Here is a 24,165-nt window from a genome sequence, read left to right as displayed (position 1 = left end):
TGGCGCTATTGCGCCAGCTCAGCCATCGCTTCTTCATATTCACTGGAAAGCGTCAGCCATTCTTCTTCAGCGCGAGCGAGCGAGGATTTGGCATAGCCGATTTCCTTGCCGATCTGCGTCGCCTTGGCTGGCTCGCGCGTATAGATGACCGGATCGGCAAGCTGCGTCTGCAGCGTATCGATCTTCTTCTGGAAGCGGTGCACCTGCGCCTCGGCTTCCTGGATCTTCTTCTGCAGCGGCTTCAATGCCTCGCGCTTCTGGGCGGCAAGCTTGCGCTGCTCGGCTTTCGTCAGCTTCTGGCCTTCATCGGCAACAACCTTGCCGTTGCCGGCGCGTTCTGCCTTCGCATCGGCCAGAACCAGTGAGCGATAGGCGTCGAGATCCCCGTCATAGGGTGCAACGCCACCATCGCGCACCAGCCAGAGCCGGTCCATCGTCGCCTCGATGAGGTGCCTGTCGTGCGCGATCAGGATGACAGCGCCGTTGAAATCGTTGAGTGCATACATCAGCGCTTCGCGGCTATCGATATCGAGATGGTTGGTCGGCTCGTCAAGGATCAGCAGGTTGGGTCCATGGAAGGTGGCGAGGCCCATCAGCAGGCGCGCCTTTTCACCGCCTGACAAGTCTTTCGCCGCCGTATTCATCTTGACTGTGGCAAGACCCATCCGCGCAACGCGTGCACGCACCTTGGCTTCCGGCGCGTCTGGCATCAATTTGCGCACGTGCTCGATCGCATTGTCTTCCGGAATCAGGTCGTCGAGCTGGTGCTGGGCGAAGAACGAGATCTTCAGATTAGGTGCCACCGTCATTCGGCCATTCTGCAAGGGCAGGCGTCCGCCGATCAGCTTGGCCAGCGTCGACTTGCCGTTGCCGTTCGAGCCGAGCAGGGCGATCCGGTCATCCGCATCGATGCGCAGATTAAGATGCCTCAACACCGGCTTGCCTGGCGTATATCCAACTTCACCGCTTTCGATCGCAATGATCGGCGATGCCACCACCTTTTCCGGCTCCGGAAAATGGAACGGCTGCACGTGATCTTCGATGACCGCGGAAATTGGCTTCAGCTTCTGCAACGCCTTGAGGCGAGACTGCGCCTGCTTGGCCTTGGATGCCTTTGCCCGGAAGCGTTCAACGAAAGCTTCCATATGTTTGCGCTGCGCTTCCTGCTTGGTGCGCTGCTTCTGCTGCAATTCCAGCGCTTCGCTGCGCAACCGCTCGAACTGGTCATAATTGCCCTGCCAGAGCGTCAGCTTTGTCTGGTCAAGATGAATGATCGAGTTGACCGCCGAGTTCAGGAGATCGCGGTCGTGGCTGATGAGGATGACCGTATGCGGATAACGCCGCACATAATCTTCGAGCCACAGCGTGCCTTCGAGATCGAGATAGTTTGTCGGCTCGTCAAGGAGGAGTAGGTCGGGTTCGGAAAAGAGAACCGCAGCGAGGGCCACGCGCATGCGCCAGCCGCCCGAGAAGGAAGAGGCCGGGCGCTTCTGCGCTTCCGCGTCGAAGCCCAGACCGGAAAGGATCGCGCCCGCGCGTGCTTCCGCCGAATGCGCGTCGATATCGGCAAGGCGAATGTGAATATCAGCGATACGGTGCGGGTCCGTCGCCGTCTCGGCTTCCGCCAGCAGCGCCGTACGCTCGGCATCGGCGGCAAGCACGATTTCGATCAGGGAATCCTCGGTGCCCGGCGCTTCCTGCGCCACTTGTCCGATGCGGACGTTCTTCGGCAGGAAGAAATCGCCGGTCTCCGCGTGCAACTCGCCGGTGATCACCTTGAAGAGGGTTGATTTACCCGCGCCATTACGCCCGACCAGGCCCGCCTTCGTGCCGGATGGCAGGTTCAGGCTGGCGTGATCGATCAGCAGGCGGCCGGCCATACGCACGGATATGTCGTCAAGAATAAGCATGGCCGCGCTTTTGCACGGGAAATGCCTTTTCCGCAAGACGGTCGTGTTGCAGATATGTGCCGTCAGCCTTGGAAAATGACCTCAGGAGTAAGGCCGGCCCTCTTCAGTCCTTTGAAACTGGATAAGATCAAATGAGGGCGCAGATTTTCCGAGCGCGGTCAAAATAGCGTGAGCCTGGCCCCGATGGTGGGTCTGGTGGTTGAAAAGATGCGCAAGCGCCGGCGCGAGCCGCTGGCTGATCGTCCTCATATCGCTGATCGTCGTATAGGTGAAGCGTCCGGCTATTGCCGAACTGTCCAGCCCGTTGATCCAGTCGATAATGCGGGTATCCTCTTTCGCGCGTGCAGCCGTCAACTCCTCCAATCGATGGAAAAGGATCGCGTCGAGTGCCCTCGGTGCTTCGCCTTCGCCGGTGAAGCGGTAGAGCCAGATGCGGTCGGTAACCAGCAGATGGTTCAGCGTACCATGCAGCGACGAAAAGAACGCGTGCATGTCGCGCCGGTATTCGTCGTCGTTGAGCGCGGCCGCCGCCGCATATAGCCGTTCGTTCGCCCAGCGATTATAGGCCGCAAACATGCGAAAATGCTGTTCCATCACATTGACTTTCTGTCGATAAGAGTCAGTCTTGCTGACATATTATCTGAAGGAGGACGCCAATCCATGGGAATCATTCTGCACGAACTGGTTGGAGCTGACAAAGGCCGTCCTTTCAGCCCGCATTGCTGGAAAACTGTCATGTCATTGGCACACAAAGGGCTGCCATTTGACCGCAACACCGTCTCCTTCAAGGATATACCGCAGTTGGAGAACGGTTATTCCGCCAAGGTGCCGATCATTCGCGACGGTGACAAGGTCGTCGCGGATTCCTTTGAGATCGCGCTCTATTTGGAAGATCATTACCCGGACCGGCCATCGCTGTTCAAGGGTGAGGGCGGGCGCGCCATGGCCCGTTTCGTCGAGGGCTGGTCGCAGATGACCATCCACCCCTATATGAATGTCGTGATCCTCATGCCGGTCCACGATTTGCTCGATGAGCCAAACCAGGCCTATTTCCGCGAAAGCCGCGAGAAAATCTTCGGCCGCAAACTCGAGGACGTTGCTGGCGAGCGCGATGCGAAACGTAACGCCTTTACCAGAAGCCTCGAGCCCATGCGCAAAATGTTCCTGTCGCAGCCGTTTATCGGTGGGGAAGGGCCGTTGTTTAGTGATTATATTGTCTTCGGCGCATTTCAGTGGGCACGGGTTTTAACGCCATACAAGTTGCTGGATGACGGCGATCCGGTGCTCGACTGGTTCGAACGCTGCCTGGATCTGCACGGCGGTGTAGCGCGCCAGATCGGTGCTGCTGCGGCATAGACATGGATTGATAAGGGTGCTGTTGCTAACCCCTGCCCAAAAAGGGGGAGCGTTAGAAGCGGCGCAACCTTGATGTCCATCAGGGCGGATTGGCAAAAGGTCTATTGGCAAATGAGCCGCCTGCCGCTATAGAGCCGCCACCATTCCCCCTAATGACAAGGTTTCATTCCATGGCAATTGAACGCACTTTTTCGATGATCAAGCCCGACGCGACCCGCCGCAATCTCACCGGTGCCATCACCCAGAAGTTTGAAGAGGCCGGCCTTCGCATCGTTGCTTCCAAGCGCGTCTGGATGAGCCGCCGCGAAGCCGAAGGCTTCTACGCTGTGCACAAGGAACGTCCATTCTTCGGCGAGCTGGTCGAATCCATGTCCTCGGGTCCGACGATTGTTCAGGTCCTCGAAGGCGAGAACGCCATTGCCCGCAACCGCGAAATCATGGGCGCGACCAATCCGGCCAATGCTGACGAAGGCACGATCCGCAAGAATTTTGCTCTCTCGATCGGCGAGAACTCGGTTCACGGCTCTGACGCCCCTGAGACCGCTTCAGAAGAAATCGCTTACTGGTTCTCCGGTACCGAAATCGTCGGTTGATCCAATACAAACAAGAATGAGAAAAGCCGGGCAAATGCCCGGCTTTTTTATTGCTTGAGGTATTATCGTTCACTTCTCGCGGGACAAGCGCGCAACGATGCTTCCGGCCTCATCGCGCAGGAACAGTTTTCCGGTATCAGCTTCGACTGTATAGGAACGCGCGCGCTCCAGCGCCGACAAGAATTTCTGTTCCTGATCCATCACGGCGGGGGCGCACATCATGCGTGTTGCCGCCGCCGGTTTGAACGTGATCTTTGACCCCGCAATCGTGGCTTTGGTCGTAAAGCGGTTGCATCCGCCGGAGCCGCTTGCCGATCCGTCAGCCTTGATCAGCAGCGTGGTCTGCGCATAGTCGATCACGCCGCCGCTATTGATATCTTCGGCGATCCAGTTCACATCAAGGATTTTGCTGGCCGGTTCGACACTGCCAGCGGAAAATGACAACACCAGCAATACGAGCACGGCCGCGAAGCCGATAATTAGAGAGCCTATTGCGATACGGTTCATTTGGTCTTCTGCCAGCGCTTGAGCGCTTCCTCGTCTTTTGCCTTTGCCTCGACCCAGCCGCTATCCTCGCCGTTGACGAGGTGCTGTTTTTTCCAGAAAGGTGCGGCGTTTTTGAGGTAGTCCATCAGGAATGAGGCTGCCTCGAAGGCCGCCTGTCGGTGCGCGGAGGCTGCGACGACGAGGACGATATTTTCGCCGGGTTTGATGAAGCCGTGGCGATGAACGACGGTAAGTCCCGTCAACGTCCAGCGGTTCAGAACCTCTTCGGCGATCCGGCCGATTTCAGCCTCGGCCATCCCAGGATAATGTTCGATTTCCAGCGCCGCCAGCGTGCCAGCTTCGTCGCGGCAGAGGCCGCTGAATGTCACGACCGCGCCAATACCGCGGCGGTCCTTGGTCATGCGAGCTATTTCGGCAGCAGTATCAAAATCACCGCTCTGGATAAGGATGAGCGGTTTGACCGTGGTCATGACTCATCCCCCGGTCATGGGCGGAAAGAGAGCAATCTCGTGGGCGCCCTTGATCGGTGCATCATGATCCACATGTTCCTGATTGATCGCGACGCGGATCACATCCTGATATTCGAACGCGGCTTCATATTCTTCGCCGCGCGTTTTCAGATGTGCCAGCAGGTCGCCGACCGTCACGATCGAGGGTTCAAGGTCAATATATTCCTCACCCTTGCCGATCCGCTCACGCACCCATGCGAAATAGACGAGTTTGGTCATTTTAGAGCCCTTTCCGGCCATATCGGCCGTATTCTGTTTCCCGGCTGGCGAGACAATCCGCGCGGAAGGTGGCGAGGCCGATGCGGAACATCGGACGAAGCCGCCCGACAAAGCGGGTGTCCGTCAGCCGGAAACCCGAAGGGACGAGGCCTGTTGCGCCAATTCCAGCGCAAAGCCACTCGCCCGCACCAAAAGTGCGGGTTTTCCTGTCTTTGCTTGGTCTTGTCACAACATGCCTCCGTCAGAATAGGTCAATATGGCTGGAAAGGGCTCTCAGTCCACCACATGTTTCAGTCCGGCCCGGAAATAATCCCAGCCAGTGTACAGCGTTATCAGCGCCGCAATCCACAAAAGAATGATGCCGGATACTGTCACGATAGGAACGATCTCGTCGCCGGCGGGTCCCAGCAACAGAAATGCGATCGCAATCATCTGGATCGTCGTCTTCCATTTGGCGAGGCGGCTCACCGGCACGCTCACCTTGAGCTCGGCCAGATACTCGCGCAGGCCAGAAACCAGGATTTCGCGGCAAAGGATAATGATTGCAGCCCAAAGGGTCCAGCCGGCAATCGTCCCGTCCGCCGCCAGGAGCAACAGGCAGGCCGAGACCAGCAGTTTGTCGGCTATCGGATCCAGCATGCGGCCGATCGTCGATGTCTGCTTCCAGATGCGAGCCAGATAGCCGTCAAAGAAGTCGGTGATACTGGCGATCAGGAAGATCGCGACCGCACCCCAGCGGGCTGCATCGCTTGATTGCAGGCGGCCTTCGAGAAAGAAGCACAGGACCACAAGGGGAACCGCGATAATGCGTGCATAGGTCAGGATATTCGGCAGTGAGTAGGCGTTGTTTCTGGACATGTTTCCAACCGTTCAAATCAGTGCCGATCAAAGGGGCTCGACCGCCAAACGTCAAGCTCATCATCACGAAGTCAGGCGCATTTATGTCTGTTGAAGGCGCTATGTCCGGAAATGGTCGCGAATTGTTATCGCCATCGCTTCAGATATACCGTCGACCTTCATCAAATCTTCGACAGCGGCGCGTGAAACTGCCTTTGCCGTGCCGAATTGGTGCAGCAGGGCACGCTTGCGCGATGGGCCGATTCCCGCGATTTCATCCAGCGGGTTCTTGACCATTTCCTTCTTGCGTTTGGCTCTGTGCGTGCCAATGGCAAAGCGGTGCGCCTCGTCGCGCAGTCGCTGCAGGAAATAAAGGACCGGATCACGCGGCGGCAGAGTGAAGGATGACTTGCCCTCCATGAAAAACCGTTCCCGCCCCGCATCGCGGTCAACGCCCTTGGCAACGCCAATGGCCGTGACCTTGTCGGCAATGCCCATCTCCTGCAGGATGCCGCGCACGGCGTTCATCTGTCCTTGACCACCATCGATCAGGATAATGTCGGGCCAGGCCGGAAACGCGTCGGAATCCTCGTCGAATTCGTCGATCTCGATATCCTCCGCCGGCGCGTCCTTGGCTTCCGGCGTGCCATGTTCCTTGACGAGGCGGCTGAAGCGTCGCTCGATCACCTCGCGCATCATGCCGAAATCGTCGCCCGGGGTGATCTCGGTCGAGCGGATATAGAACTTGCGATATTGGTTTTTGACGAAACCCTCCGGGCCCGCAACGATCATCGCACCGATAGCATTGGTGCCCATGATGTGGGAGTTGTCGTAGACCTCGATGCGCCGCGGCGTCTTTTCGAGGCCGAAAGTCTCCGCCACACCCTTGAGCAGCCGCGATTGCGATGAGGTTTCGGCCAGCTGACGGCCCAGCGCTTCACGCGCATTGCTAAGGGCATGCTCGATCAGATCCTTTTTCTCGCCGCGCTGCGGAACGCTGATTGTCACCTTGCGATCGGATTTCGCTGTCAACGCCACGCCGAGCAATTCCTGATCCTCGACGGTCTCCGAAAGCAGGATCAGAGCCGGGCAGGGCTTGTCGTCGTAGAACTGCGACAGGAAGGCACCGAGAACTTCCGTGCCGCAGAGCGATGAATCCGCCTTCGGATAGTAGGCGCGATTGCCCCAGTTCTGGCCGGTCCTGAAGAAAAATACCTGGATGCAGGTGACGCCCCCATCCTGATAGATGGCAAAGACATCGGCTTCTTCCACCGACTGGGGATTGATGCCCGAGTGCGACTGCACATGCGAAAGCGCAGACAGGCGGTCGCGATAGACCGCCGCCCGTTCGAAATCCAGCTCAGCCGAAGCCTCGCGCATCGCGTCCGACAGATGCGTCTTTACCGCCTGGCTCTTGCCCGACAGAAAGGCCTTCGTCTCACTTACCAGCTCGTCGTAATCCGCATCGCTGATCTCGCCGGTGCACGGCCCGGAGCAGCGCTTGATCTGGTAAAGCAGGCAGGGCCGCGTGCGGTTCTCGTAGAAAGAATCTGTGCAGGTGCGGAGCAGAAATGCCCGCTGCAGTGCGTTGATCGTGCGCCCGACTGCACCTGCCGAAGCGAAGGGGCCGAAATAATCGCCCTTGCTCGACCGAGCGCCGCGATGCTTGAAGATTCCTGGCGCAAGCCGCCGGTCAGTCTGTTTTGGTGCCGTCAAGAGAATATACGGAAAGGATTTGTCATCCCGCATCAATACATTAAAGCGCGGCCGCAAACGCTTGATAAGATTCGCCTCAAGCAGAAGAGCTTCGGTCTCGGTGCGAGTGACCACGAACTCCATTTTCGTGGTTTCGCGGATCATTCGGGCAATGCGGTTGTTGTGGCCCTGACCGCGCGCGTAGTTGGACACGCGCTTTTTCAGACTGTGCGCCTTGCCGACATAAAGCACATCGCCAGCCTCGTTGAACATGCGGTAGACGCCCGGCTTGTTCGGCAGCCTTTTGACCAAAGCGCCAATCACGTCGGCTCCGCTCGTGCCGTCGCTGACGACACTGGAGTCCCACTCGATTGCGCTGATCAGCGCGGCGACATCGCGCGGCGGCTCGCCGCTCTCATCAAGCGTCTCATCGTCGTCCTGCGTGACAACATCGATATCCTCTCCCACTTCGTCGGAAAGGAGCTGCTTCGGATTGGAGGATTGGTTTACAGGGTCGTTCATTCTGGAATTCCTGTTACATCCGGCGTTTCCCACGCCAGATGCTGCCCGCCATCGAGCGCAATCATCTGCCCTGTAATAGAGGGCGTCTCCCACAAATAGCGGATTGTACGGCTGAATTCTGACAGATCAGGCCCGTGCTTCAACAGAAGCGCACTCACCTGGTTGTCGAAGTCGATTTTATCCTGCCGGGAGCTCGGCAAGGTTGGCCCGGGACCAATGCCATTCACGCGGATGCGCGGCGCGAGCGCCTGTGCCAGTGTCTGCGTCGCTGTCCAGAGCGCGGACTTTGATAATGTGTAGGAGGTGAATTTCGGCGTAAGCTTCCACACACGGTGATCGATCATATTGACAACCAAACCATCCTTGCCTGCCGGCAGCGCAGCCGCCATTGCATCGGCCAGGAGCACCGGTGCCTTGACGTGGATGGCAAAATGTCTGTCCCAGACTGCGTCATCTGCCAGATTGCCGATACCGTCTTCCTGGAAAATCGAGGCATTGTTGACGAGCAGCTGGACGGGCCCGAGCTGATCCCGCGCGTCGCCAACCAGCCTGCGTACGGCATTACTGTCTGTAAGATCTGCTTGAACGACACACGCCGTGCCACCCGCAGCATAGATATCCGTCAAAAGTTCCTCGCCTTCATTGTGCGAATGATTGCAATGAATCGCCACGGCAAAGCCATGCGCGGCAAGATCTTTGACAATCGCCTTGCCAATGCGCTTTGCACCGCCGGTTACAAGAACAACGGGCTGGTCAGACTTCAAGTGGTGCTCCTTCACTGTGCGATTCAGTCATGAATATAAGGATGGCGCCGCGAAAGCGCGAGGGTGAAAGGCCGGTACTGTTTCAGTAATGAACAGACGCAGTCCATCGCGAACTTCGATCAAAATCCGGGTTCACCGGCGGCCTGTTGTATCAGAATTTCCACGCCGCAATTTCAGGTGAGCGAAAACATTAAGCATCCATTAAGTATACTATATTGCGCTGCAATATCGAGTGACTTTCAAGCAAATTTCGCTCAAATATAGAGAAAATTCTATTTTATAGGGAAGCTGTCATACTATTGAAATCATTGGTAAATTCTAATTGTTGCATAAAAAACACATCGCACTTCCGCCATTTTCTCGTCGGTTTCTTTTCACAGTCCGGAGCAAGTGCCGCCACAATGCGGCGCAAATGTCCGTCTCGTTAAGCGGACGCAAATCAATGGTTTTCCCCCCGACCAGTGCCCGCTCCGTGTAAAAGAGTTCTAAAAAAGGAGATTGCCATGCGCACTCTTAAAACAACAATCCTCGCTTCGGCGGCTGTGCTGACGCTCTCCGCCCCGGTTCTTGCTGCCGACGTAATCGCCGAGCAGCCCCCGGCACCAGCTCCAATTGAACAGCCAGCACAAGCTGATTGGTCTGGCGCATACCTTGGCGCCTATGGCGGCTATGGCTGGAACAAGCACAAGACCGATGCTGGCAACCTCAATGCCGACGGCTTCCAGGGCGGTGCCTATGGTGGGTACAACTTCCAGAACGGTCAGTTCGTCTACGGTGGTGAAGCCGATCTCGGCTACTCCGGCGGCTCGGAAACCAACAATGGCATCAAGGCCAAGCAGGGTGTCGAAGGTTCGGTCCGTGCTCGTGCCGGTATCGCTCTTGATCCGGTTCTGCTCTACGGCACCGGTGGTCTTGCAGTGACGCAGAGCAAGCTGTCGACCCCAACTGACAGTGACTCCAATACCCGTATCGGCTGGACGGCCGGTGCTGGCGCGGAAGCAAAGATCACGCAGAACCTCGTCGGACGTGTTGAATACCGCTATTCCGACTATGGCCGTAAGGACTTCAGCCTCGACGGTGCGGATGTATCCAGCAAGCTCACCACGAATGAAGTTCGTGTCGGCCTTGGCTACAAGTTCTAAGCTGAGACCAACCTGAGAAAGGCCGGGCAGGAAACTGCCCGGCCTTTCTGTATCCAGATCTTATTTGGGCAGCAGCGCCGCAAGTTCGGGATGCAGCTCCTCGAAGCGTTTCTGCCAGCGCTTCAGCTTGGAACGGCCCTTTTCCCATTTGCCTTCGAAACGCAAGCTCGCATAGGCGAGAGCGGCTGCAAGTGCGATATGGCCGCCGTGGATCTTCTTGCCAAGCCGTGGCGGTGCGGCATTCAGATGGTCAAGCACGCGGACAGCCTTGCCCCATTGGCGATCGAGCCATGGCTGGTGGATTTTTTCTTCCGGGTGAAAGCGGCGCTCGTAGACGTGCGCGAGCAGGACATCGCAAAGACCATCGGCAATCGATTCCAGCTGTTCGGCTTCGAGGCGCTTTTCCGCATTGCGCGGGAAAATCTTGTTACCGGACAAGCGGTTCAGATATTGGGTGATTACCCGGCTGTCAAAAATCGCCTTGCCATCATCAAGAATGAGCGTCGGAATCTTGCCCAAGGGGTTGGCATTGATGAGCTCGGCTGGTTCTGCGTTGCTGTCGACCTGAACGGATTCGATAGGAACACCCGCATAGAGCGCAGTCATGCGGACTTTGGTGCTGTAGGGAGAAGCGGGAGAATAGAGAACTTTTGTCACGATGACGCTCCAGTAATTGGCGATTCGGCGCTGAACCCTAAACCGCGTCAGCGATTTCGCAAAGCGCGGCTGTTCATTGCGCAGCGGGCATTTCCACCGACCGCCGCCGGCATGTCGAGCGCTTGACTTCGGGGCAGCTTCGGAAATTCAGATCCTTCGTCAGGCAGACACGCACCTCGCGCAAGTATTCGCTGTCGCAGGTCACGGCGATTCCCTCTTGTTGCAAACCCGGATTTGCCGAAAGAAAGGCCTGTTCGAGAACGAGGGGATTAACGAGTGGACGCGGTGTTGGCTGGCGATAGGCGGGCGGAATCGAAACGCGCTCGACGGCGCGCCGCACTACGGAGAAATAGTCCTTCTGGGTCAAGCCTGTACAAGATCCATGCTTGCGCCACTCATAGGTGACGAGTCCGGTCGATGGCATGATGTCGGAAAGCTGTTTTGCCTGGGCGAATGGAACATCGCGCGGCTGCAATGTATCGCAATCCTGCGGATAGCCGCGTTCATATTGCGGCCAGAGTCCGTGTACAACGAAGCCATAGGGCCGGCCCGAAGCGCATTGCTGCCGGTTGGCGCGAGGGCCTTCGGCGGCGCAATAGCTCGGCGACCAGGAGAGGGCGAGGACATAGTAGTCGAAACCGGAGCCTGCGGGGGCAGCAGAGGTCGGCCGTAAATCAGGCTCCTCTTGTGCTGTCTCGGAAACGTCCGGTGCCGCTTGTCGGGCCACGCTCTGCGGTGCCAGGTCCTGTTCGCGCAGATAGGTAAGGATGGAAATCCCGATCAGGGCTGCCAACAGCGCAAGCCGCGCCAGCTTCACAATCGGCATGTTCTTGCAGAAAATCAGCGCAGGCTGCGGCAATTGCCATCATAGACGCGCCAGCGATCGAATCCGGCAACGCAGAACTCGACGTTGTTGCCGACGCCGACAAAGCCCTGACCTTCTTCGATAAGATACCAGACCGGGCGCTGGTCGCCATCGGAAAGGTGCACCGTTGCACGGCAATAGTGACGGGCGACTGCAGCCAGTTCAGGATCGCGGCTTGGTTCATAGCGATTCTGGCGCACATCGCTGAAATCCTGGATCGCCACCTGCGGCAGCCCCGGCACGTGGTGCACCTGGTAGGAGAACTTGTTGACGATGCGGCTGAGTACATACGACTGCCCGCAAGTATCATCATAACCCGGCCCGCTCTCGATGTAATCAGCAGCCCTTGCCGGAGCGCCCGACGATAGTGTCACGCCGACGGCGAAACATGCAGCAAGAAGAGATGATACGCGTGTCATGATGATCAGACTCCGTGAAATGTCCTTGTGTTACCAATCTCGACCAGCACTTGCGTTCGGTCAAGCACGATCTTCACCACGAATCCAATCGAGTGCGAAATCAGCACCCTGTGTCTCGCCAAGGATTTTAACCAATGCAGGTAGAATTGTCCGCAATTCGTCCTCGAGCGTATAGGGCGGGTTGACGACGATCATGCCGGTACCATCCAGCCGCGGTTCTGGCGAGGGCGCGCGAATCACAAGCTCCGTTCGCAATATTTTCGGGATGCCAGTCTCGCGCAACGCCGTGACGAACCGCCGAACCTCCTGGCGGTCCTTCACAGGATACCACAGCGCAAAGGTCCCGCCGGAAAAGCGCTTGTGCGCCCGTGCGAGACCATCGACGAGCCGGTCGAATTCGCCCGCCACTTCAAATGGCGGATCGACAAGAACAAGGCCTCGCTTCTCCTTGGGCGGCAGATGTGCGCCGAGCGCCAGCCACCCGTCAAGCTCGGTGACTCGGACCTGAATATCGCCGGCAAAGGTCTCCGCCAGCATTTCCGCATCTTCCGGATGCAGCTCAAGCGCCGAAAGCCGGTCCTGCCGCCGCAGAAGATGCCGCACGATCAATGGCGATCCTGGATAGTGCCGCATCGCGCCATCGGCGTTCTCGGCGCGAACGATATCAAGATAAGGCTGGATCAACTCTGCAACCTTGGCATCGACCTTGGCCTCGAGCAAGCGTCCGATGCCGCCTTGCCACTCATTGGTCTTGCCCGCTTCGATACCCTGCAAATCATAGCGGCCGATACCTGCGTGGGTATCGATGACGCGGAAGGCTTGATCCTTGCGCTGCAGATAAAGGACAATTCGCGTCACGATGAGGTGTTTGACCACATCGGCGAAATTGCCGGCATGATAGGCGTGACGGTAATTCATGGCCCTGCTTGTTTCACGATGTTCGCTTAGTCGCAAGCGTGCGGCTGCTCGTCCTGTTAGAATCGTTGATGTTAAGCTTCCAACTAACGAATTTGCCATCCGATACAAATCTGTCATACAGCGGCGGAAGCGCACGCAGTGACCGGCGCATTGGGGTCTTATAATGTCCGGAACCGTCGTCCTCGTTGTGCTGTTTGCGGCGCTCATGCATGCGAGCTGGAACGCTGTCGTCAAATCCGAAGGTGACAAGTTTCTGAATACTGTCGTGGTGGTCACCTCGGCCGGCTTGATCGCCGCGCTTTGCCTGCCATTTCTGCCGGCACCAGCCCGCGAAAGCTGGCCATATCTTGCTGCTTCAGGTGTCGCCCAGGTCATCTATCTTGCGCTTGTTGCCGCTGCTTACCGCAGCGGTGACATGAGCCAGGCCTATCCGATCATGCGCGGTACGGCGCCCCTCATCGTTGCCATCGCCAGCGGACCCTTGATCGGCGAAGTGCTTTCCTTGCAGAAATGGGCGGGTATCGCACTGATCTGTGGCGGCGTCCTTGCCCTGGCGCTTGAAGCGCGGCGCCGCGCGGGGTCGAATCGAGCAACAACGATCTTCGCATTGGTCAACGCAGTGGTGATCGCTTCCTACACATTGATCGACGGTGTCGGCGTCCGTCATTCGGGCGCGCCTGCATCCTACACGATGTGGGTCTTCGTGCTGAATGCCGTGCCGCTGTTCGCCTGGACGATCATCATGCGCCGGGGCGAACTCTGGCCGCATTTCCTCAAACGCACGCGCCTCGCAACAATCGGTGGCGTTGGCACGCTCGGCTCCTATGGCCTCGCATTGTGGGCGATGACCCTGGCCCCGGTGGCCGCGGTAGCTGCTTTGCGCGAAACATCTATCCTCTTTGCCGTCGCCATTTCAGCCTTCATCCTCAATGAAAGCGTCGGCCCGAAGCGTCTTGCTGCCGTGGCACTGATTGCCGCCGGAGCGGCAGTCATGCGGCTCGCATGAACTGCTATTCGGGACGCAGGCTGAAATAGGGCTTTGCTTCTTCAAGGGCCCGGGCGAAAGACGGGCGGTTCATCAGCCTGTCCAGATAACGCGAAACGTTGGAAGGTTCGGCCCCGAGCGGCACTGACAGATTGGCATAGAACAACGCCGGTGAGGCTGCACAGTCCGCCATCGTATAGCGATCGCCCGTCGCCCACGTGGTGTTCGCAAGTTCCTTTTCCAGGATGCCATAGGCAATCGCGAGCTTCTTCTTGCACTCTTCGACTCCAAAGGAGTCGTTCTGGCCCTCAGGCCGGAAATTGTCGGTCACGATCTTCTGCATCGGCACCTGCACGTGCAGATCGAAGAACCGGTCGAGTTGGCGTGCCCTGAACGCCATCTCGGGATCCGCGGGCAATAGCTGCATTTTGCCCGGATAATGCCGATCCAGATATTCGATGATCAGGCTGGATTCTGGAATTGTCGTGCCGCGCGCCTCGTCGCGCAGCACCGGAAATTGCCGGATCGGCCAGATTTCGGAGAAGCTCGCGCTGGCCACCGGGTCCATGAAATCGACTACCTCCTTCTCGAAAGCCAGGTCTTTCTCATAAAGCGCTGTCAGCACTTTCATGCAGAAGGATGACAGCGGGTGAAAATATAGCTTGAGCGACATTGCGGTTCCTCCGGCCAATACTAAAGTACATGCTTAACTATCAAGGCGTGAGCGCGACGTCAAGCGGTGACTGCGATGCGAACGAAACCTTGTCACGGAAACATTTGTCCCCTTTTGCCGCCCCTTACTTTTGCGCTATGCATACGCAATGAACAAAGCTGTCCTTCTCCGCACTGGCCATTCCGCCTGTCCCCACGATTGCCCGTCGACCTGCGCGCTCGACGTGGAAGTGCTTGATACCGGGCATATTGGCCGCGTCCGCGGTGCCAAGGAGAACACTTACACGGCTGGCGTCATCTGCGCCAAGGTCGCTCGCTATGCCGAGCGCATTCACCATCCGGAACGGCTTCTCAAGCCTGTTATTCGCGCTGGTGCCAAAGGCGAGGGCGTGTGGAAAGAGGCGAGCTGGGACGCCGCACTTGATCTGATTGCCGAACGTTTCCTGAAGGCGGAGGCGGAATACGGCTCCGAGAGCGTCTGGCCGTACTATTATGCCGGTACGATGGGCCTCGTGCAGCGCGATTCCATCCATCGCCTGCGCCACGCGAAGAAATACTCGAACCAGTTCGACAGCATTTGTACCAACCTCGCCTGGACCGGCTTCTTTGCCGGAACCGGCAAGCTGGGCGGCGTCGATCCGCGCGAAATGGCGAAGTCCGACTGCGTGGTCATTTGGGGCACGAATGCCGCCGCGACGCAGGTCAACGTCATGACCCATGCAGTCCGCGCCCGCAAGGAACGCGGCGCCAAGATTGTTGCCATCGATATCTACGAGACTGCCACTGTCCGTCAGGCGGATCTGGGCCTGGTTCTCAAGCCCGGTACTGACGGTGCCTTTGCCTGCGCCGTCATGCACGTCCTCTTCCGCGATGGCCTTGCAGACTGGGATTATCTTAATGCCTATACGGACGACCCGCAAGGACTTGAACGGCATCTGAAGGACCGCACGCCCGAATGGGCTGCCGCGATCACCGGTCTTTCTGTCGCCGAAATTGAGGAGTTCGCCCGCCTCGTCGGGACGACCAGGAAGACATTCTTCCGGCTCGGCTACGGATTTGCGCGCCAGCGCAATGGTGCAGTCAACATGCATGCTGCGTTATCGATCCCCGCGGTCACTGGCGCATGGAAATATGAAGGCGGCGGCGGGTTTCATTCGAATTCTGGCATTTTCCGCATGGACAAGCGGGAGATCGAGGGTCGTGCATTCGCCGATCCATCTGTCCGTCATATCGATCAATGCAAGATCGGTGCGGCTCTTAGCGGCGATCCGGCCGCGCTTTACGGCGGTCCGCCCGTCATGGCGATGCTGGTGCAGAACACCAATCCTGCCAACGTCGCGCCAGAGCAGCGTCTGGTAAAACAGGGCATGCTTCGCGACGATCTGTTCATGGCCGTGCACGAGCAGTTCATGACCGATACGGCGAAACTCGCCGATGTGGTGCTCCCGGCGACCATGTTCATGGAACATGACGATATTTATCGCGGCGGCGGCCAGCAGCATATCGTGCTTGGTCCAAAGCTGATCGATGGTCCCGGCGAGACCCGTCCGAATCTTTATGTCATCAACGAATTGGCAAAACGCCTTGGCGTTGGTGATCTTCCCGGCTTCGACCTCGACGCGAAGTCGCTTATCGACAACATGATGGAAGCCAGCAATCTTCCCGGCTTCGATGCGCTGAAGGAAGCGCGCTGGCTCGATATCCAGCCGGATTTCGAAACGGCGCATTATGAAAAAGGCTTCAGCTGGCCGGACGGAAAATTCCGTTTCAAGCCGGACTGGACCAATGGTCCATCGCCGAACCGCCCGCCGCAATCGATGGGCCTGCAAGGTCCGGTCGACGGCCTGCCACAATGGCCGGACTATTGGGAAGCAATCGAGGTCGCGGACGAGAGGCATCCATTCCGGCTTGCCACATCGCCCGCGCATAATTTCCTGAACTCAACCTTCTCGGAAACCCCGACTTCGGTTGTCAAGGAAAGGCGGCCGGAACTGCTGATCCATCCGGATGATGCAGCCGAACTCGGTATCAAAGACGGCGCGCGCGTCGAAATAGGCAATGATCGCGGCGCGGTCATCGTGCATGCTCGCGTGCAGGCCGTGACCAAACGCGGCGTCGTTATTTCCGAAGGTATCTTCGCCAATTCGGCCTTCGAACGCGGCGAGGGGATCAATGTGCTCACCGGCGCCGATTCCCCAGCACCCAATGGCGGCGCCGCGTTTCATGACAACAAGGTCTGGGTGAGGTTGGCTTAAGCGCCCCTGTTTTTTTCATACTAGCAAGCCCGGCCTCATCCTCGGGCGCGACCCGAGGATGCCGCGTAAAGGGTTCAATCGCTAAAAACCGTCCGCCCGCCCTTCATCACGGCCTTGCCCGTCGCCACCAGGGCCAGCGCGCAGGCATAGGTCTCGTGCTCCACGGGCAGGACGCGTTCGGCGAGCATTTCCGGCGTGTCGCCGGTCTTAACCGGAACGGCCGCCTGGGCGATGATCGGGCCTTCATCCATGCCTTCGGTCACGAAATGCACCGTACAGCCATGCACGCGTACGCCTGCTTCCAGCGCCTGATCATGCGTGTGAAGGCCCCTGAAAAGCGGTAATAAGGAAGGGTGGATGTTGAGCATCTTTCCCTCCCACTGACGCACGAATTCCGGCGAAATGATCCGCATATAGCCCGCAAGGCAGATGATGTCCGCTTTTGCCGCGTGCAGTGCCTCGGAAACCGCCGCCTCATGGTCATGCTTGGACGCGTAGTCGCGATGCGCAATGGCATGGGCTGGAATACCCTGCGCCCGTGCTGTTTCCAGCCCGCCGGCGTCGGCCTTGTTGGCGATGACTGCGACTATCTCTGCCGGGTAATCAGCCTGCTTTGCGGCTTCTATTAGCGCGCTCATGTTGGAGCCGCGCCCGGAGATCAGGACAGCAACCCGTTTCTTCGGCGTCCCGTTGTTCACAGCGCCAGCGTGCCCTGATAGACGACACCGGTGTCGGCGCGGGCAACCATCGTGCCAAGGCGCACAGCCTCTTCGCCCTGTGCTTTCAACGCACCGAGCACTGCATCCACATTTTCGGGTGCAACGACGGCAATCATGCCGATGCCGCAATTGAAGGTGCGCAGCATTTCATCCCGCTCGACGCCGCCGGTTTTTGCCAGCCACGAAAACACCGGCGGAACCTTGATGGCCGATAGATCGATGCTCGCGGTCAGGTTCTTCGGCAGCACGCGGGGAATATTGTCGGGGAAGCCGCCGCCGGTGATATGCGCAAGTGCCCTGATCGCCTTGGTTTCGCGGATGGCCGCCAACAATGGCTTCACATAAATGCGCGTCGGCGTCAGCAGGGCCTGACCAAGCGTCGTGCCGGATATGAACGGCGCGTCAACGTCCCAGCCAAGCCCGGACAGCTCGACAATACGCCGTACCAGCGAAAAACCGTTGGAGTGAACACCGGAGGAGGCCAGACCGAGAATGACATCGCCCTCGGAAATATCCCCGGAAGGAAGTAACTGGTTGCGCTCTGCCGCACCCACGGCAAATCCGGCGAGATCATAGTCACCGTCGCGGTACATGCCGGGCATTTCCGCCGTTTCGCCGCCGATCAGCGCGCACCCAGCCTGCAGGCAGCCTTCGGCGATACCGCTGACGATGGCCGCGCCCTGGTCGGGGTCGAGCTTTCCGGTGGCAAAGTAGTCGAGGAAGAACAGTGGCTCTGCACCCTGCACGACGAGATCATTGACGCACATGGCAACAAGATCGATGCCGACCTTGTCATGCACGCCCGCATCGATGGCGATCTTGAGCTTGGTGCCAACGCCGTCATTGGCTGCAACGAGCACCGGGTCGGTAAAGCCTGCAGCTTTCAGATCGAACAGGCCGCCAAAACCGCCAATCTCGCCGTCGGCACCCGGACGGCGCGTCGAACGCACGATCGGCTTGATCTTTTCGACAAGCAGATTGCCGGCATCGATATCGACGCCTGCCTGTGCATAGGTGAGGCCATTCTTGCCACCTTTGGTGGGCTCGCTTTTCACGCTCATGTGCTGCTCCGGGATTGTTGACCGCGAAATGGCACGACTCCGGCGCTGCTGCAAGGTCTGAGTACCCCGAAGGACCAAGAAAACGCCAATTATCGACAGTTTGCCAGTCGTTTGGACTTGAGCAACGCATTCAATCTCGCCATTTAGGAAGGAGACGCATGCATGAGGAAGCCGGACCGAGTGACCATACCCAATTACATCACCATCTTCCGCTTCATTCTTGTTCCCTTCATCGTAATGGCCTTGCTCTCCGACTACGTTGGCGCGGCGCTGATTGGCTTTACCGTGGCCGGTGTCTCGGACGGCGTCGATGGCTTCATCGCGCGACGCTACGATCAGCGCTCGGAACTCGGTGCCTATCTCGATCCGATCGCCGACAAACTCCTGCTTGTCTCGCTGTTCGTGGTGCTTGGCGTCCTTGAACAGGTACCGGTCTGGCTGGTTGTCATCGTCGTTTCGCGCGATATCTTTATTATCGGTGCCGTACTTCTCGGCGCGGTCATCGGCAAGCCGTTGGAAATGCATCCGCTGCTGGTATCCAAGGCGAACACGGCGTTTCAAATTATCCTCGTCGCAGTCACGCTCGGCGACATGGCATTCGATTTTTCGCTCACCGGCAGCCGAACGATACTCGTATGGGCCGTTGCCCTCTTGACCGCAGCTTCCGCGACTGCCTATCTCCTTGCTTGGACAAAACACATGGCTGGATATGAGCGAAAATAAGAGCGTCAGCACGACCAAGTCTGCGCCCGTGCCGGTGGAAGTGCCGGAGAGGGACATCCATGTCGATGTGCAGGTCAGCACGCTTGGCGCAAGCGTGCGCCGGCAGGCTGTGTTCTGGACCGGTGCGATGACGTTCCTAGCCCTGTTCCTCTATATCTTCTCGTCGATCCTCCTGCCGTTCGTGGCTGGTCTGGTTCTCGCCTATTTCCTTGATCCGGTTGCCGACCGGCTCGAACGTCTCGGTTTGTCACGGCTTCTTGCGACGATTGTCATCCTGGTGCTGTTCATCGTCACATTCGCACTGCTGCTGGTCATTCTTGTCCCCGTCCTGGCCTCGCAGATGAGTGATTTCATCGCGCGGTTGCCAAGCTACGTGGCGCGTCTGCAGGAACTGATCGCCAATCGCGACTCGCAATGGCTGAAGGATTTCATTGGTGTCGATGCTTCCGTCATCCGTAACAGCCTGGATTCGCTGTTACAGCAAGGGGCGGGCTTCCTCACCACCCTGCTGCAGTCGATCTGGAGCTCGGGCAAGACCCTGATCGATGTCGTGGCGCTCTTCGTCGTCACGCCGGTCGTTGCATTCTACATGCTGCTCGATTGGGATCGCATGGTTTCCAAGGTCGACAATCTGGTTCCGCGTGAACATGTTCAGACGGTGCGCGCCATCGCCCGCGACATGAACAAGGCTATCGCCGGTTTCGTGCGGGGGCAGGGCACGGTTTGCCTGCTGCTTGGGATTATCTACGCGGTAGGCCTGACCGTCGTCGGACTGAACTTCGGCCTGCTCATTGGCCTCTTTGCCGGCTTGATCAGCTTTATCCCCTATGTCGGCTCACTGGTCGGCCTGCTCGTGGCGCTGGGTGTTGGGCTGGTACAGTTCTGGCCTGAATGGGGCCACATTCTTGGCGTGGCGATCGCGTTCGGTATCGGACAGTTTATCGAAGGCAATATCCTCCAGCCAAAGCTGGTCGGTTCCTCGGTGGGTCTCCATCCGGTCTGGCTGATGTTCGCGCTGTTTGCCTTTGGATCATTGATGGGTTTCACCGGCATGCTTATCGCGGTGCCCACGGCCGCCGCCATTGGCGTGCTCGTACGCTTTGTCATAGGCCGTTATCAGCAATCCCCACTCTACACAGGCGAATATCGCAAAACCGACAAGACCAAACAAATCAGGTGACAGTCTACGCGTGCTGGCTGTATTTCATCGGCTATGACCAACGCCTCAGCACCACGGCAGCTGCCGCTCGATCTCGGCCACGAGCCGGGCTATTCCCGCGATGATCTGATCGTTTCCGCGTCCAACATGGCGGCAGTGGATATTGTAGACCGCTGGCCCGGCTGGATCTCGCCGGTTGTCGTTCTGGCTGGCCCGACAGGGTCGGGCAAGACCCATCTGGCCGCCGTCTGGAGGGCCGAATCTGACGCGACGGTCATCGATGCACACAACATCGGCGCGGCGTCGGGTAGAAAGGGGCCGTTCCTGATTGATGACATCGGCGATGGGCCGATCGATGAAGCCGGGCTGTTTCATCTGATCAACAGCGTGCGACAGAGCGGCTCCAGCCTGTTGATGACCTCGCGCAAATGGCCTGCAAACTGGCCGGTAAGCTTGCCGGACCTCGCTTCACGTCTCAAGGCAGCGACGACGGTGGAAATCGGCGAGCCGGACGACATGCTGCTGTCTGGTGTCCTCTACAAACTTTTTGCCGACCGTCAGATCGCCGTCGACCCCAATGTGATCAGCTTTCTGGTCAGCCACATCGAACGGTCGCTGTCCACTGCCAACCGCATTGTCGAGCGGCTTGATCGCGCAGCGCTCGAGAAGAAGTCAAAGATCACCCGTGCCCTGGCCGCCAGCGTCGTCACGGCAATCGACGAGGGCCAGGCTACGTTGGATCTGTGATGTGCACCTGCGACAGTGTGTCCGCATCCTGTTTTTATCCGTATTCGGAAATTTATAGCTTGCTTCTCGGCTGCGGAAACACTAGTCAGGCAACCGTTGAAGAACACGGAGCGTAGCGCAGTCTGGTAGCGCATCTGGTTTGGGACCAGAGGGTCGCAGGTTCGAATCCTGCCGCTCCGACCACTTCAACCAATTCCTGCCAAATTTGCTCTAGAGTTCGTCGAAAGCCTGTAATATATCGGCATTGCAGACAAAGGGATTTCTTCTATGGCAGCACGCATCTACCGCCCGGCAAAAACAGCAATGCAGTCCGGTAAGGCCAAGACCGACACCTGGACACTCGAATTCGAGCCGGAACAGCCGCGCAAAGTCGAACCGCTGATGGGCTATACCTCGTCGCGTGACATGAAGAGCCAGATCCGCCTGACCTTCGAGACGAAGGAAGAGGCGATCGCCTACGCCCAGAAAAACGGCATTGCCTATTCGGTGCAGGAGCCCAAGGAAACGCGGCGCCGCGTCGTATCCTATTCGGAAAACTTCCGCTTCGACCGCAAGCAGCCCTGGACGCATTGATCGTTACTGAATTTTGCAATTTCCCGGCAGAAAGTTCGTTCTGCCGAAACACAAATTGGTCCCGTAGCTCAGCTGGATAGAGCACCGGCCTTCTAAGCCGACGGTCGCTGGTTCGAATCCAGCCGGGATCGCCATCTTTTCAATAACTTAGGTCAGTCGAAATCGAAAAGTTTAGACTCGTTTCCGAACGGAGTTTAGACTTTTCGGCCTCATTTGTTCTGATCTCGCATCCTGCGACGCCCAATTTCGCGCGGTTCGTCGGCCTGTCTGACGCTTTCCAAATCCACCGGTTGATATGTTTTGTGGATCGCGTTCGCACTCGAAATGCTGTTTGCCATCTTGGCAGCTGTAGTGGATGGAGATGCACCTCCGGCATTGGCCTCTATAGCCCCCGATCGTCTCATGTCAGCCAAGGTGCGCTTGTCGCCAGGAAACGTCATTTCCCGAACCATGCCGAAGTCATCGGGAAGGGCGTACCGCGAACAAACAGATCCGCTGCGATTACGCAGGATGGCTCCGACCTCGCAAGGCTCTTTCTTCAAATACGCGTCCAGCAGAGCAAGAGAACGCTTTCCCACAGTTCCGATCGCGGCGCGGCCCGACTTGGCGCGCTCTATGGGGAAATGTCCGTCTTTTCCTTCGCCCTTTATTCCTGCGACAGTCAGCCCGCGCAGATCGGCCGGCGAAAGCTGTGTGTCCCATGCAAAGGCTATGTAAGGTGGTACCGGCGGAATTATACCGCTGAACCACGCCCCAAGGCTGCTGTCGTATGCCCGAGAAGCTGGCGTTGCCTTAAAATGCAAATGACTTTCTCCCGATCGAGGAGAATGCAGGATGAGCGCCGAAGCTGAGATCAAACAATTCATCGACCGTATCCTTCGCCTCAAGGAAGAGCAGGATACGCTCGGCGAAGATATCCGTGAGATTTATGCCGAGGCCAAGGGCAGGGGCTATGACAAGACCGTGCTCGGTAACGTGATTTCCCATCTGCGCAAGGTTGAGAAGCTCGGCCGCGATACGCTCAGCGAGCGCGAAGCAATCTTCTATATCTACCTGACCGCATACGAGACTGGAGGTCGGGCGCCCGCGCCTGCGCGTTGCCGGACAGGAAGCGACCACTGTGAGCGTCGCAACAGTGGTCGAGCGTGAACGTCGGCTGAGGCCAAGATAGAGGGGAAACCTTCGGCGACATTGGCTGCCAGCGCCAAAAGCGCAGCGGACGAACGGGATGTTGAAGCTACGGTGGAACAGCGTTCGTCCGCCACAAATTTCGAGCCACCGGCATTTCTGGTCAAAGATCGGGTGTCGAAGTCGATCCGCGACTACCGCCCCATTGCCAGAAACCTGATGCATGTGGCGCGTCCGGTCTGAAGCATTGCTATTTCTGTTCGAAGCTGATTGTGCCGAATGAAGGCGAGGCAGCATGACGGATTGCGCCTCATTTGACAGCGCGCCCGCGATTCTTAGCCGGTATTGCAACTACGCGTTGAGAAGCGGTATAGTTTCGGTTGCGCACAGTTCCTGCAGGGTTACCTCCGATGGAACCGCTAGCGAAATTGACGGAGGAAGCCGCGGCATTGATTTCCTCCGTCTCTTTCCTCGCTTCTTTAGCGCGGGACAGGATGTGCTTCGCGAGAACCCCAATATTTTCAAATCCATCAGCGTGGTGATCCCCATCGCTCTCGCTGACTTTGCTCGTCGCTTTTATGTCTGTTTCCGAACCATCCATGCGTTTGCTTTCCATGACAGCAACCGTATCGGAGAGTTTTTGTCATGGGTAACAAACGTTCTGTCGAGGACGACAAAATGAGTGATGTGTACGTCAACGAAGCCCGCGTAATGGGCGATTTCCTGTTGCGCCGCGAGTATCGGGGAATGGGTGATACAATCGAGGCTGCAGCGCATCGAGCGCAAAAGAAATGGGGTGCTCCCGCTACCATTCTCCTTCGCCTGCGCAACCGGCACGACATGAAAGACATGATGCTCTCCAGCTTCGCATCCATTGCAGAAGCCTATCAGAAGCATCCGCGAAAGCTGACCAACTCTGCGAAACTGAAAGAGCACGACATGCGCCTAATTCGAAAGCTCTGTGGCTTGCTGATTTTGCTGCCGGTCAGACCGATGCAACGGATTTGGCTGAGGCTGCGGAGGCTGAAGCGCCAAAAAAGGGGATCGTGAAATGAGCAAGACCTATGCCATAGCCGACCTGCACGGGCGATACGACCTCTTACTCGCCGCAATCGAACGCATCGAGCTCGCCGATCATTCTGGCGGGACGATTGTGTTCACCGGAGATTATGTCGACCGCGGGCCGCAGTCGCGCCAAATCATCGAACGGCTGATTGCCGGGCCATCCGA

At 57.9% G+C, this 24,165-nt stretch carries 31 protein-coding genes and 2 tRNA genes; 15 read left to right on the top strand and 18 right to left on the bottom strand.

The genetic code is table 11. The features are described 5' to 3' along the window. Positions 1 to 5: 5 nt before the first annotated feature. Positions 6 to 1,910, bottom strand: a complete 1,905-nt coding sequence (locus tag AAAC48_RS16175) for an ABC-F family ATP-binding cassette domain-containing protein (protein WP_340655157.1) — start codon at positions 1,908 to 1,910, stop codon at positions 6 to 8. Between the two features lie 81 nt (positions 1,911 to 1,991). Then, positions 1,992 to 2,504, bottom strand: coding sequence for a DinB family protein (locus AAAC48_RS16170; RefSeq protein WP_340655156.1), 513 nt, complete (start codon positions 2,502 to 2,504; stop codon positions 1,992 to 1,994). Positions 2,505 to 2,570: 66 nt separating this feature from the next. On the opposite strand from AAAC48_RS16170, the gene AAAC48_RS16165 reads away from it, so the two are divergent. Next, positions 2,571 to 3,266: a glutathione S-transferase family protein gene (locus AAAC48_RS16165; RefSeq protein ID WP_340655155.1), complete on the top strand. Its 696-nt coding sequence runs from the start codon at positions 2,571 to 2,573 to the stop codon at positions 3,264 to 3,266. Between the two features lie 170 nt (positions 3,267 to 3,436). Continuing rightward, positions 3,437 to 3,859, top strand: coding sequence for a nucleoside-diphosphate kinase (gene ndk / locus AAAC48_RS16160; protein WP_340655154.1), 423 nt, complete (start codon positions 3,437 to 3,439; stop codon positions 3,857 to 3,859). A gap of 69 nt (positions 3,860 to 3,928) precedes the next feature. Here the strand turns inward: ndk and AAAC48_RS16155 are convergent, their stop codons facing one another. The 7 genes from AAAC48_RS16155 to AAAC48_RS16125 all read right to left on the bottom strand — a co-directional run bounded on the left by AAAC48_RS16155 (position 3,929) and on the right by AAAC48_RS16125 (position 8,912). Further along, complete coding sequence (locus tag AAAC48_RS16155; protein ID WP_340655153.1) at positions 3,929 to 4,366, bottom strand: META domain-containing protein; 438 nt, start codon at positions 4,364 to 4,366, stop codon at positions 3,929 to 3,931. Beyond that, entirely contained in the window at positions 4,363 to 4,836 is a 474-nt protein-coding gene (locus AAAC48_RS16150) for a molybdenum cofactor biosynthesis protein MoaE (protein ID WP_340655152.1), read from the bottom strand. The genes AAAC48_RS16155 and AAAC48_RS16150 overlap by 4 nt, the downstream gene beginning before the upstream one ends. A 3-nt stretch (positions 4,837 to 4,839) precedes the next feature. Further along, entirely contained in the window at positions 4,840 to 5,094 is a 255-nt protein-coding gene (gene moaD, locus AAAC48_RS16145) for a molybdopterin converting factor subunit 1 (RefSeq protein WP_340655151.1), read from the bottom strand. 1 nt (position 5,095) lies between these two features. Further along, the gene (locus AAAC48_RS16140) at positions 5,096 to 5,323 is read right to left on the bottom strand and encodes a hypothetical protein (protein WP_340655150.1); all 228 of its coding nucleotides are present in this window, start codon (positions 5,321 to 5,323) and stop codon (positions 5,096 to 5,098) included. Positions 5,324 to 5,367: 44 nt separating this feature from the next. Then, positions 5,368 to 5,952: a CDP-diacylglycerol--glycerol-3-phosphate 3-phosphatidyltransferase gene (pgsA, locus tag AAAC48_RS16135; RefSeq protein WP_340655149.1), complete on the bottom strand. Its 585-nt coding sequence runs from the start codon at positions 5,950 to 5,952 to the stop codon at positions 5,368 to 5,370. A 99-nt stretch (positions 5,953 to 6,051) separates the two neighbouring features. Then, positions 6,052 to 8,148, bottom strand: coding sequence for an excinuclease ABC subunit UvrC (uvrC, locus tag AAAC48_RS16130; protein WP_340655148.1), 2,097 nt, complete (start codon positions 8,146 to 8,148; stop codon positions 6,052 to 6,054). Next, complete coding sequence (locus AAAC48_RS16125) at positions 8,145 to 8,912, bottom strand: SDR family oxidoreductase (protein ID WP_340655147.1); 768 nt, start codon at positions 8,910 to 8,912, stop codon at positions 8,145 to 8,147. The genes uvrC and AAAC48_RS16125 overlap by 4 nt, the downstream gene beginning before the upstream one ends. A 503-nt stretch (positions 8,913 to 9,415) precedes the next feature. Between AAAC48_RS16125 and AAAC48_RS16120 the strand changes: the two genes are divergently transcribed. Beyond that, on the top strand, positions 9,416 to 10,054 hold the full coding sequence (locus AAAC48_RS16120; RefSeq protein ID WP_340655146.1) for an outer membrane protein: 639 nt from the start codon (positions 9,416 to 9,418) through the stop codon (positions 10,052 to 10,054). 60 nt (positions 10,055 to 10,114) lie between these two features. Here AAAC48_RS16120 and AAAC48_RS16115 read toward each other — a convergent pair whose 3' ends face one another. The 4 genes from AAAC48_RS16115 to AAAC48_RS16100 form a co-directional block, all read right to left on the bottom strand. After that, complete coding sequence (locus tag AAAC48_RS16115; protein WP_340655145.1) at positions 10,115 to 10,711, bottom strand: glutathione S-transferase; 597 nt, start codon at positions 10,709 to 10,711, stop codon at positions 10,115 to 10,117. Between the two features lie 73 nt (positions 10,712 to 10,784). After that, positions 10,785 to 11,570, bottom strand: a complete 786-nt coding sequence (locus AAAC48_RS16110; RefSeq protein WP_340655144.1) for a ribonuclease — start codon at positions 11,568 to 11,570, stop codon at positions 10,785 to 10,787. After that, positions 11,552 to 11,995, bottom strand: a complete 444-nt coding sequence (locus AAAC48_RS16105; RefSeq protein ID WP_340655143.1) for a hypothetical protein — start codon at positions 11,993 to 11,995, stop codon at positions 11,552 to 11,554. The genes AAAC48_RS16110 and AAAC48_RS16105 overlap by 19 nt, the downstream gene beginning before the upstream one ends. A 60-nt stretch (positions 11,996 to 12,055) precedes the next feature. Next, a complete protein-coding gene (locus tag AAAC48_RS16100) occupies positions 12,056 to 12,913 on the bottom strand; it encodes a 23S rRNA (adenine(2030)-N(6))-methyltransferase RlmJ (protein ID WP_340655142.1) in 858 nt (285 codons plus the stop codon). A 163-nt stretch (positions 12,914 to 13,076) separates the two neighbouring features. Between AAAC48_RS16100 and AAAC48_RS16095 the strand changes: the two genes are divergently transcribed. Then, a complete protein-coding gene (locus AAAC48_RS16095) occupies positions 13,077 to 13,919 on the top strand; it encodes an EamA family transporter (protein ID WP_340655141.1) in 843 nt (280 codons plus the stop codon). Between the two features lie 4 nt (positions 13,920 to 13,923). Here the strand turns inward: AAAC48_RS16095 and AAAC48_RS16090 are convergent, their stop codons facing one another. After that, a complete protein-coding gene (locus AAAC48_RS16090) occupies positions 13,924 to 14,571 on the bottom strand; it encodes a glutathione S-transferase family protein (RefSeq protein WP_340655140.1) in 648 nt (215 codons plus the stop codon). Between the two features lie 148 nt (positions 14,572 to 14,719). On the opposite strand from AAAC48_RS16090, the gene AAAC48_RS16085 reads away from it, so the two are divergent. Further along, positions 14,720 to 16,825, top strand: coding sequence for a molybdopterin oxidoreductase family protein (locus AAAC48_RS16085; protein ID WP_340655139.1), 2,106 nt, complete (start codon positions 14,720 to 14,722; stop codon positions 16,823 to 16,825). A 74-nt stretch (positions 16,826 to 16,899) separates the two neighbouring features. Here AAAC48_RS16085 and purN read toward each other — a convergent pair whose 3' ends face one another. Next, entirely contained in the window at positions 16,900 to 17,523 is a 624-nt protein-coding gene (gene purN / locus AAAC48_RS16080) for a phosphoribosylglycinamide formyltransferase (protein WP_340655138.1), read from the bottom strand. Then, positions 17,520 to 18,605, bottom strand: coding sequence for a phosphoribosylformylglycinamidine cyclo-ligase (gene purM / locus AAAC48_RS16075; protein WP_340655137.1), 1,086 nt, complete (start codon positions 18,603 to 18,605; stop codon positions 17,520 to 17,522). Before purM ends, purN begins: the two co-directional genes overlap by 4 nt. Positions 18,606 to 18,785: 180 nt before the next feature. Here purM and AAAC48_RS16070 point away from each other — a divergent pair, with 180 nt between their 5' ends. The 6 genes from AAAC48_RS16070 to AAAC48_RS16045 all read left to right on the top strand — a co-directional run bounded on the left by AAAC48_RS16070 (position 18,786) and on the right by AAAC48_RS16045 (position 21,941). Next, a complete protein-coding gene (locus AAAC48_RS16070; RefSeq protein ID WP_340655178.1) occupies positions 18,786 to 19,328 on the top strand; it encodes a CDP-alcohol phosphatidyltransferase family protein in 543 nt (180 codons plus the stop codon). After that, positions 19,315 to 20,508, top strand: a complete 1,194-nt coding sequence (locus AAAC48_RS16065; protein ID WP_340655136.1) for an AI-2E family transporter — start codon at positions 19,315 to 19,317, stop codon at positions 20,506 to 20,508. Before AAAC48_RS16070 ends, AAAC48_RS16065 begins: the two co-directional genes overlap by 14 nt. 21 nt (positions 20,509 to 20,529) lie before the next feature. Beyond that, positions 20,530 to 21,234: a DnaA regulatory inactivator HdaA gene (gene hdaA, locus AAAC48_RS16060; protein WP_340655177.1), complete on the top strand. Its 705-nt coding sequence runs from the start codon at positions 20,530 to 20,532 to the stop codon at positions 21,232 to 21,234. Positions 21,235 to 21,340: 106 nt separating this feature from the next. Continuing rightward, positions 21,341 to 21,417: transfer RNA gene (locus AAAC48_RS16055), tRNA-Pro, on the top strand. A gap of 84 nt (positions 21,418 to 21,501) precedes the next feature. Next, complete coding sequence (locus AAAC48_RS16050) at positions 21,502 to 21,807, top strand: ETC complex I subunit (RefSeq protein ID WP_340655135.1); 306 nt, start codon at positions 21,502 to 21,504, stop codon at positions 21,805 to 21,807. A 57-nt stretch (positions 21,808 to 21,864) separates the two neighbouring features. Then, positions 21,865 to 21,941 (top strand) — tRNA-Arg (locus tag AAAC48_RS16045). Between the two features lie 75 nt (positions 21,942 to 22,016). Here the strand turns inward: AAAC48_RS16045 and AAAC48_RS16040 are convergent. Beyond that, positions 22,017 to 22,610, bottom strand: coding sequence for a hypothetical protein (locus AAAC48_RS16040; RefSeq protein WP_340655134.1), 594 nt, complete (start codon positions 22,608 to 22,610; stop codon positions 22,017 to 22,019). Positions 22,611 to 22,641: 31 nt separating this feature from the next. Here AAAC48_RS16040 and AAAC48_RS16035 point away from each other — a divergent pair, with 31 nt between their 5' ends. Together AAAC48_RS16035 and AAAC48_RS16030 are read left to right on the top strand one after the other, a co-directional pair. Further along, positions 22,642 to 22,956, top strand: coding sequence for a GapR family DNA-binding domain-containing protein (locus AAAC48_RS16035; protein WP_340655133.1), 315 nt, complete (start codon positions 22,642 to 22,644; stop codon positions 22,954 to 22,956). 42 nt (positions 22,957 to 22,998) lie between these two features. Beyond that, positions 22,999 to 23,178, top strand: a complete 180-nt coding sequence (locus AAAC48_RS16030) for a hypothetical protein (protein WP_340655132.1) — start codon at positions 22,999 to 23,001, stop codon at positions 23,176 to 23,178. Between the two features lie 67 nt (positions 23,179 to 23,245). Here the strand turns inward: AAAC48_RS16030 and AAAC48_RS16025 are convergent, their stop codons facing one another. Beyond that, positions 23,246 to 23,551: a hypothetical protein gene (locus AAAC48_RS16025; RefSeq protein WP_340655131.1), complete on the bottom strand. Its 306-nt coding sequence runs from the start codon at positions 23,549 to 23,551 to the stop codon at positions 23,246 to 23,248. Positions 23,552 to 23,580: 29 nt separating this feature from the next. Here AAAC48_RS16025 and AAAC48_RS16020 point away from each other — a divergent pair, with 29 nt between their 5' ends. Further along, a complete protein-coding gene (locus tag AAAC48_RS16020) occupies positions 23,581 to 23,985 on the top strand; it encodes a hypothetical protein (RefSeq protein ID WP_340655130.1) in 405 nt (134 codons plus the stop codon). 1 nt (position 23,986) lies between these two features. Continuing rightward, positions 23,987 to 24,165, top strand: a 179-nt coding sequence (locus AAAC48_RS16015) for a metallophosphoesterase (RefSeq protein ID WP_340655176.1), incomplete at its 3' end; no start/stop codon positions are given.

Source organism: Phyllobacterium sp. (assembly GCF_037994405.1).
In the GTDB taxonomy this organism is placed as follows: Bacteria; Pseudomonadota; Alphaproteobacteria; order Rhizobiales; family Rhizobiaceae; genus Phyllobacterium.
The sequence above is the reverse complement of the archived record's forward strand: the minus strand, read 5'-3'. Positions and strand labels throughout refer to the sequence as shown.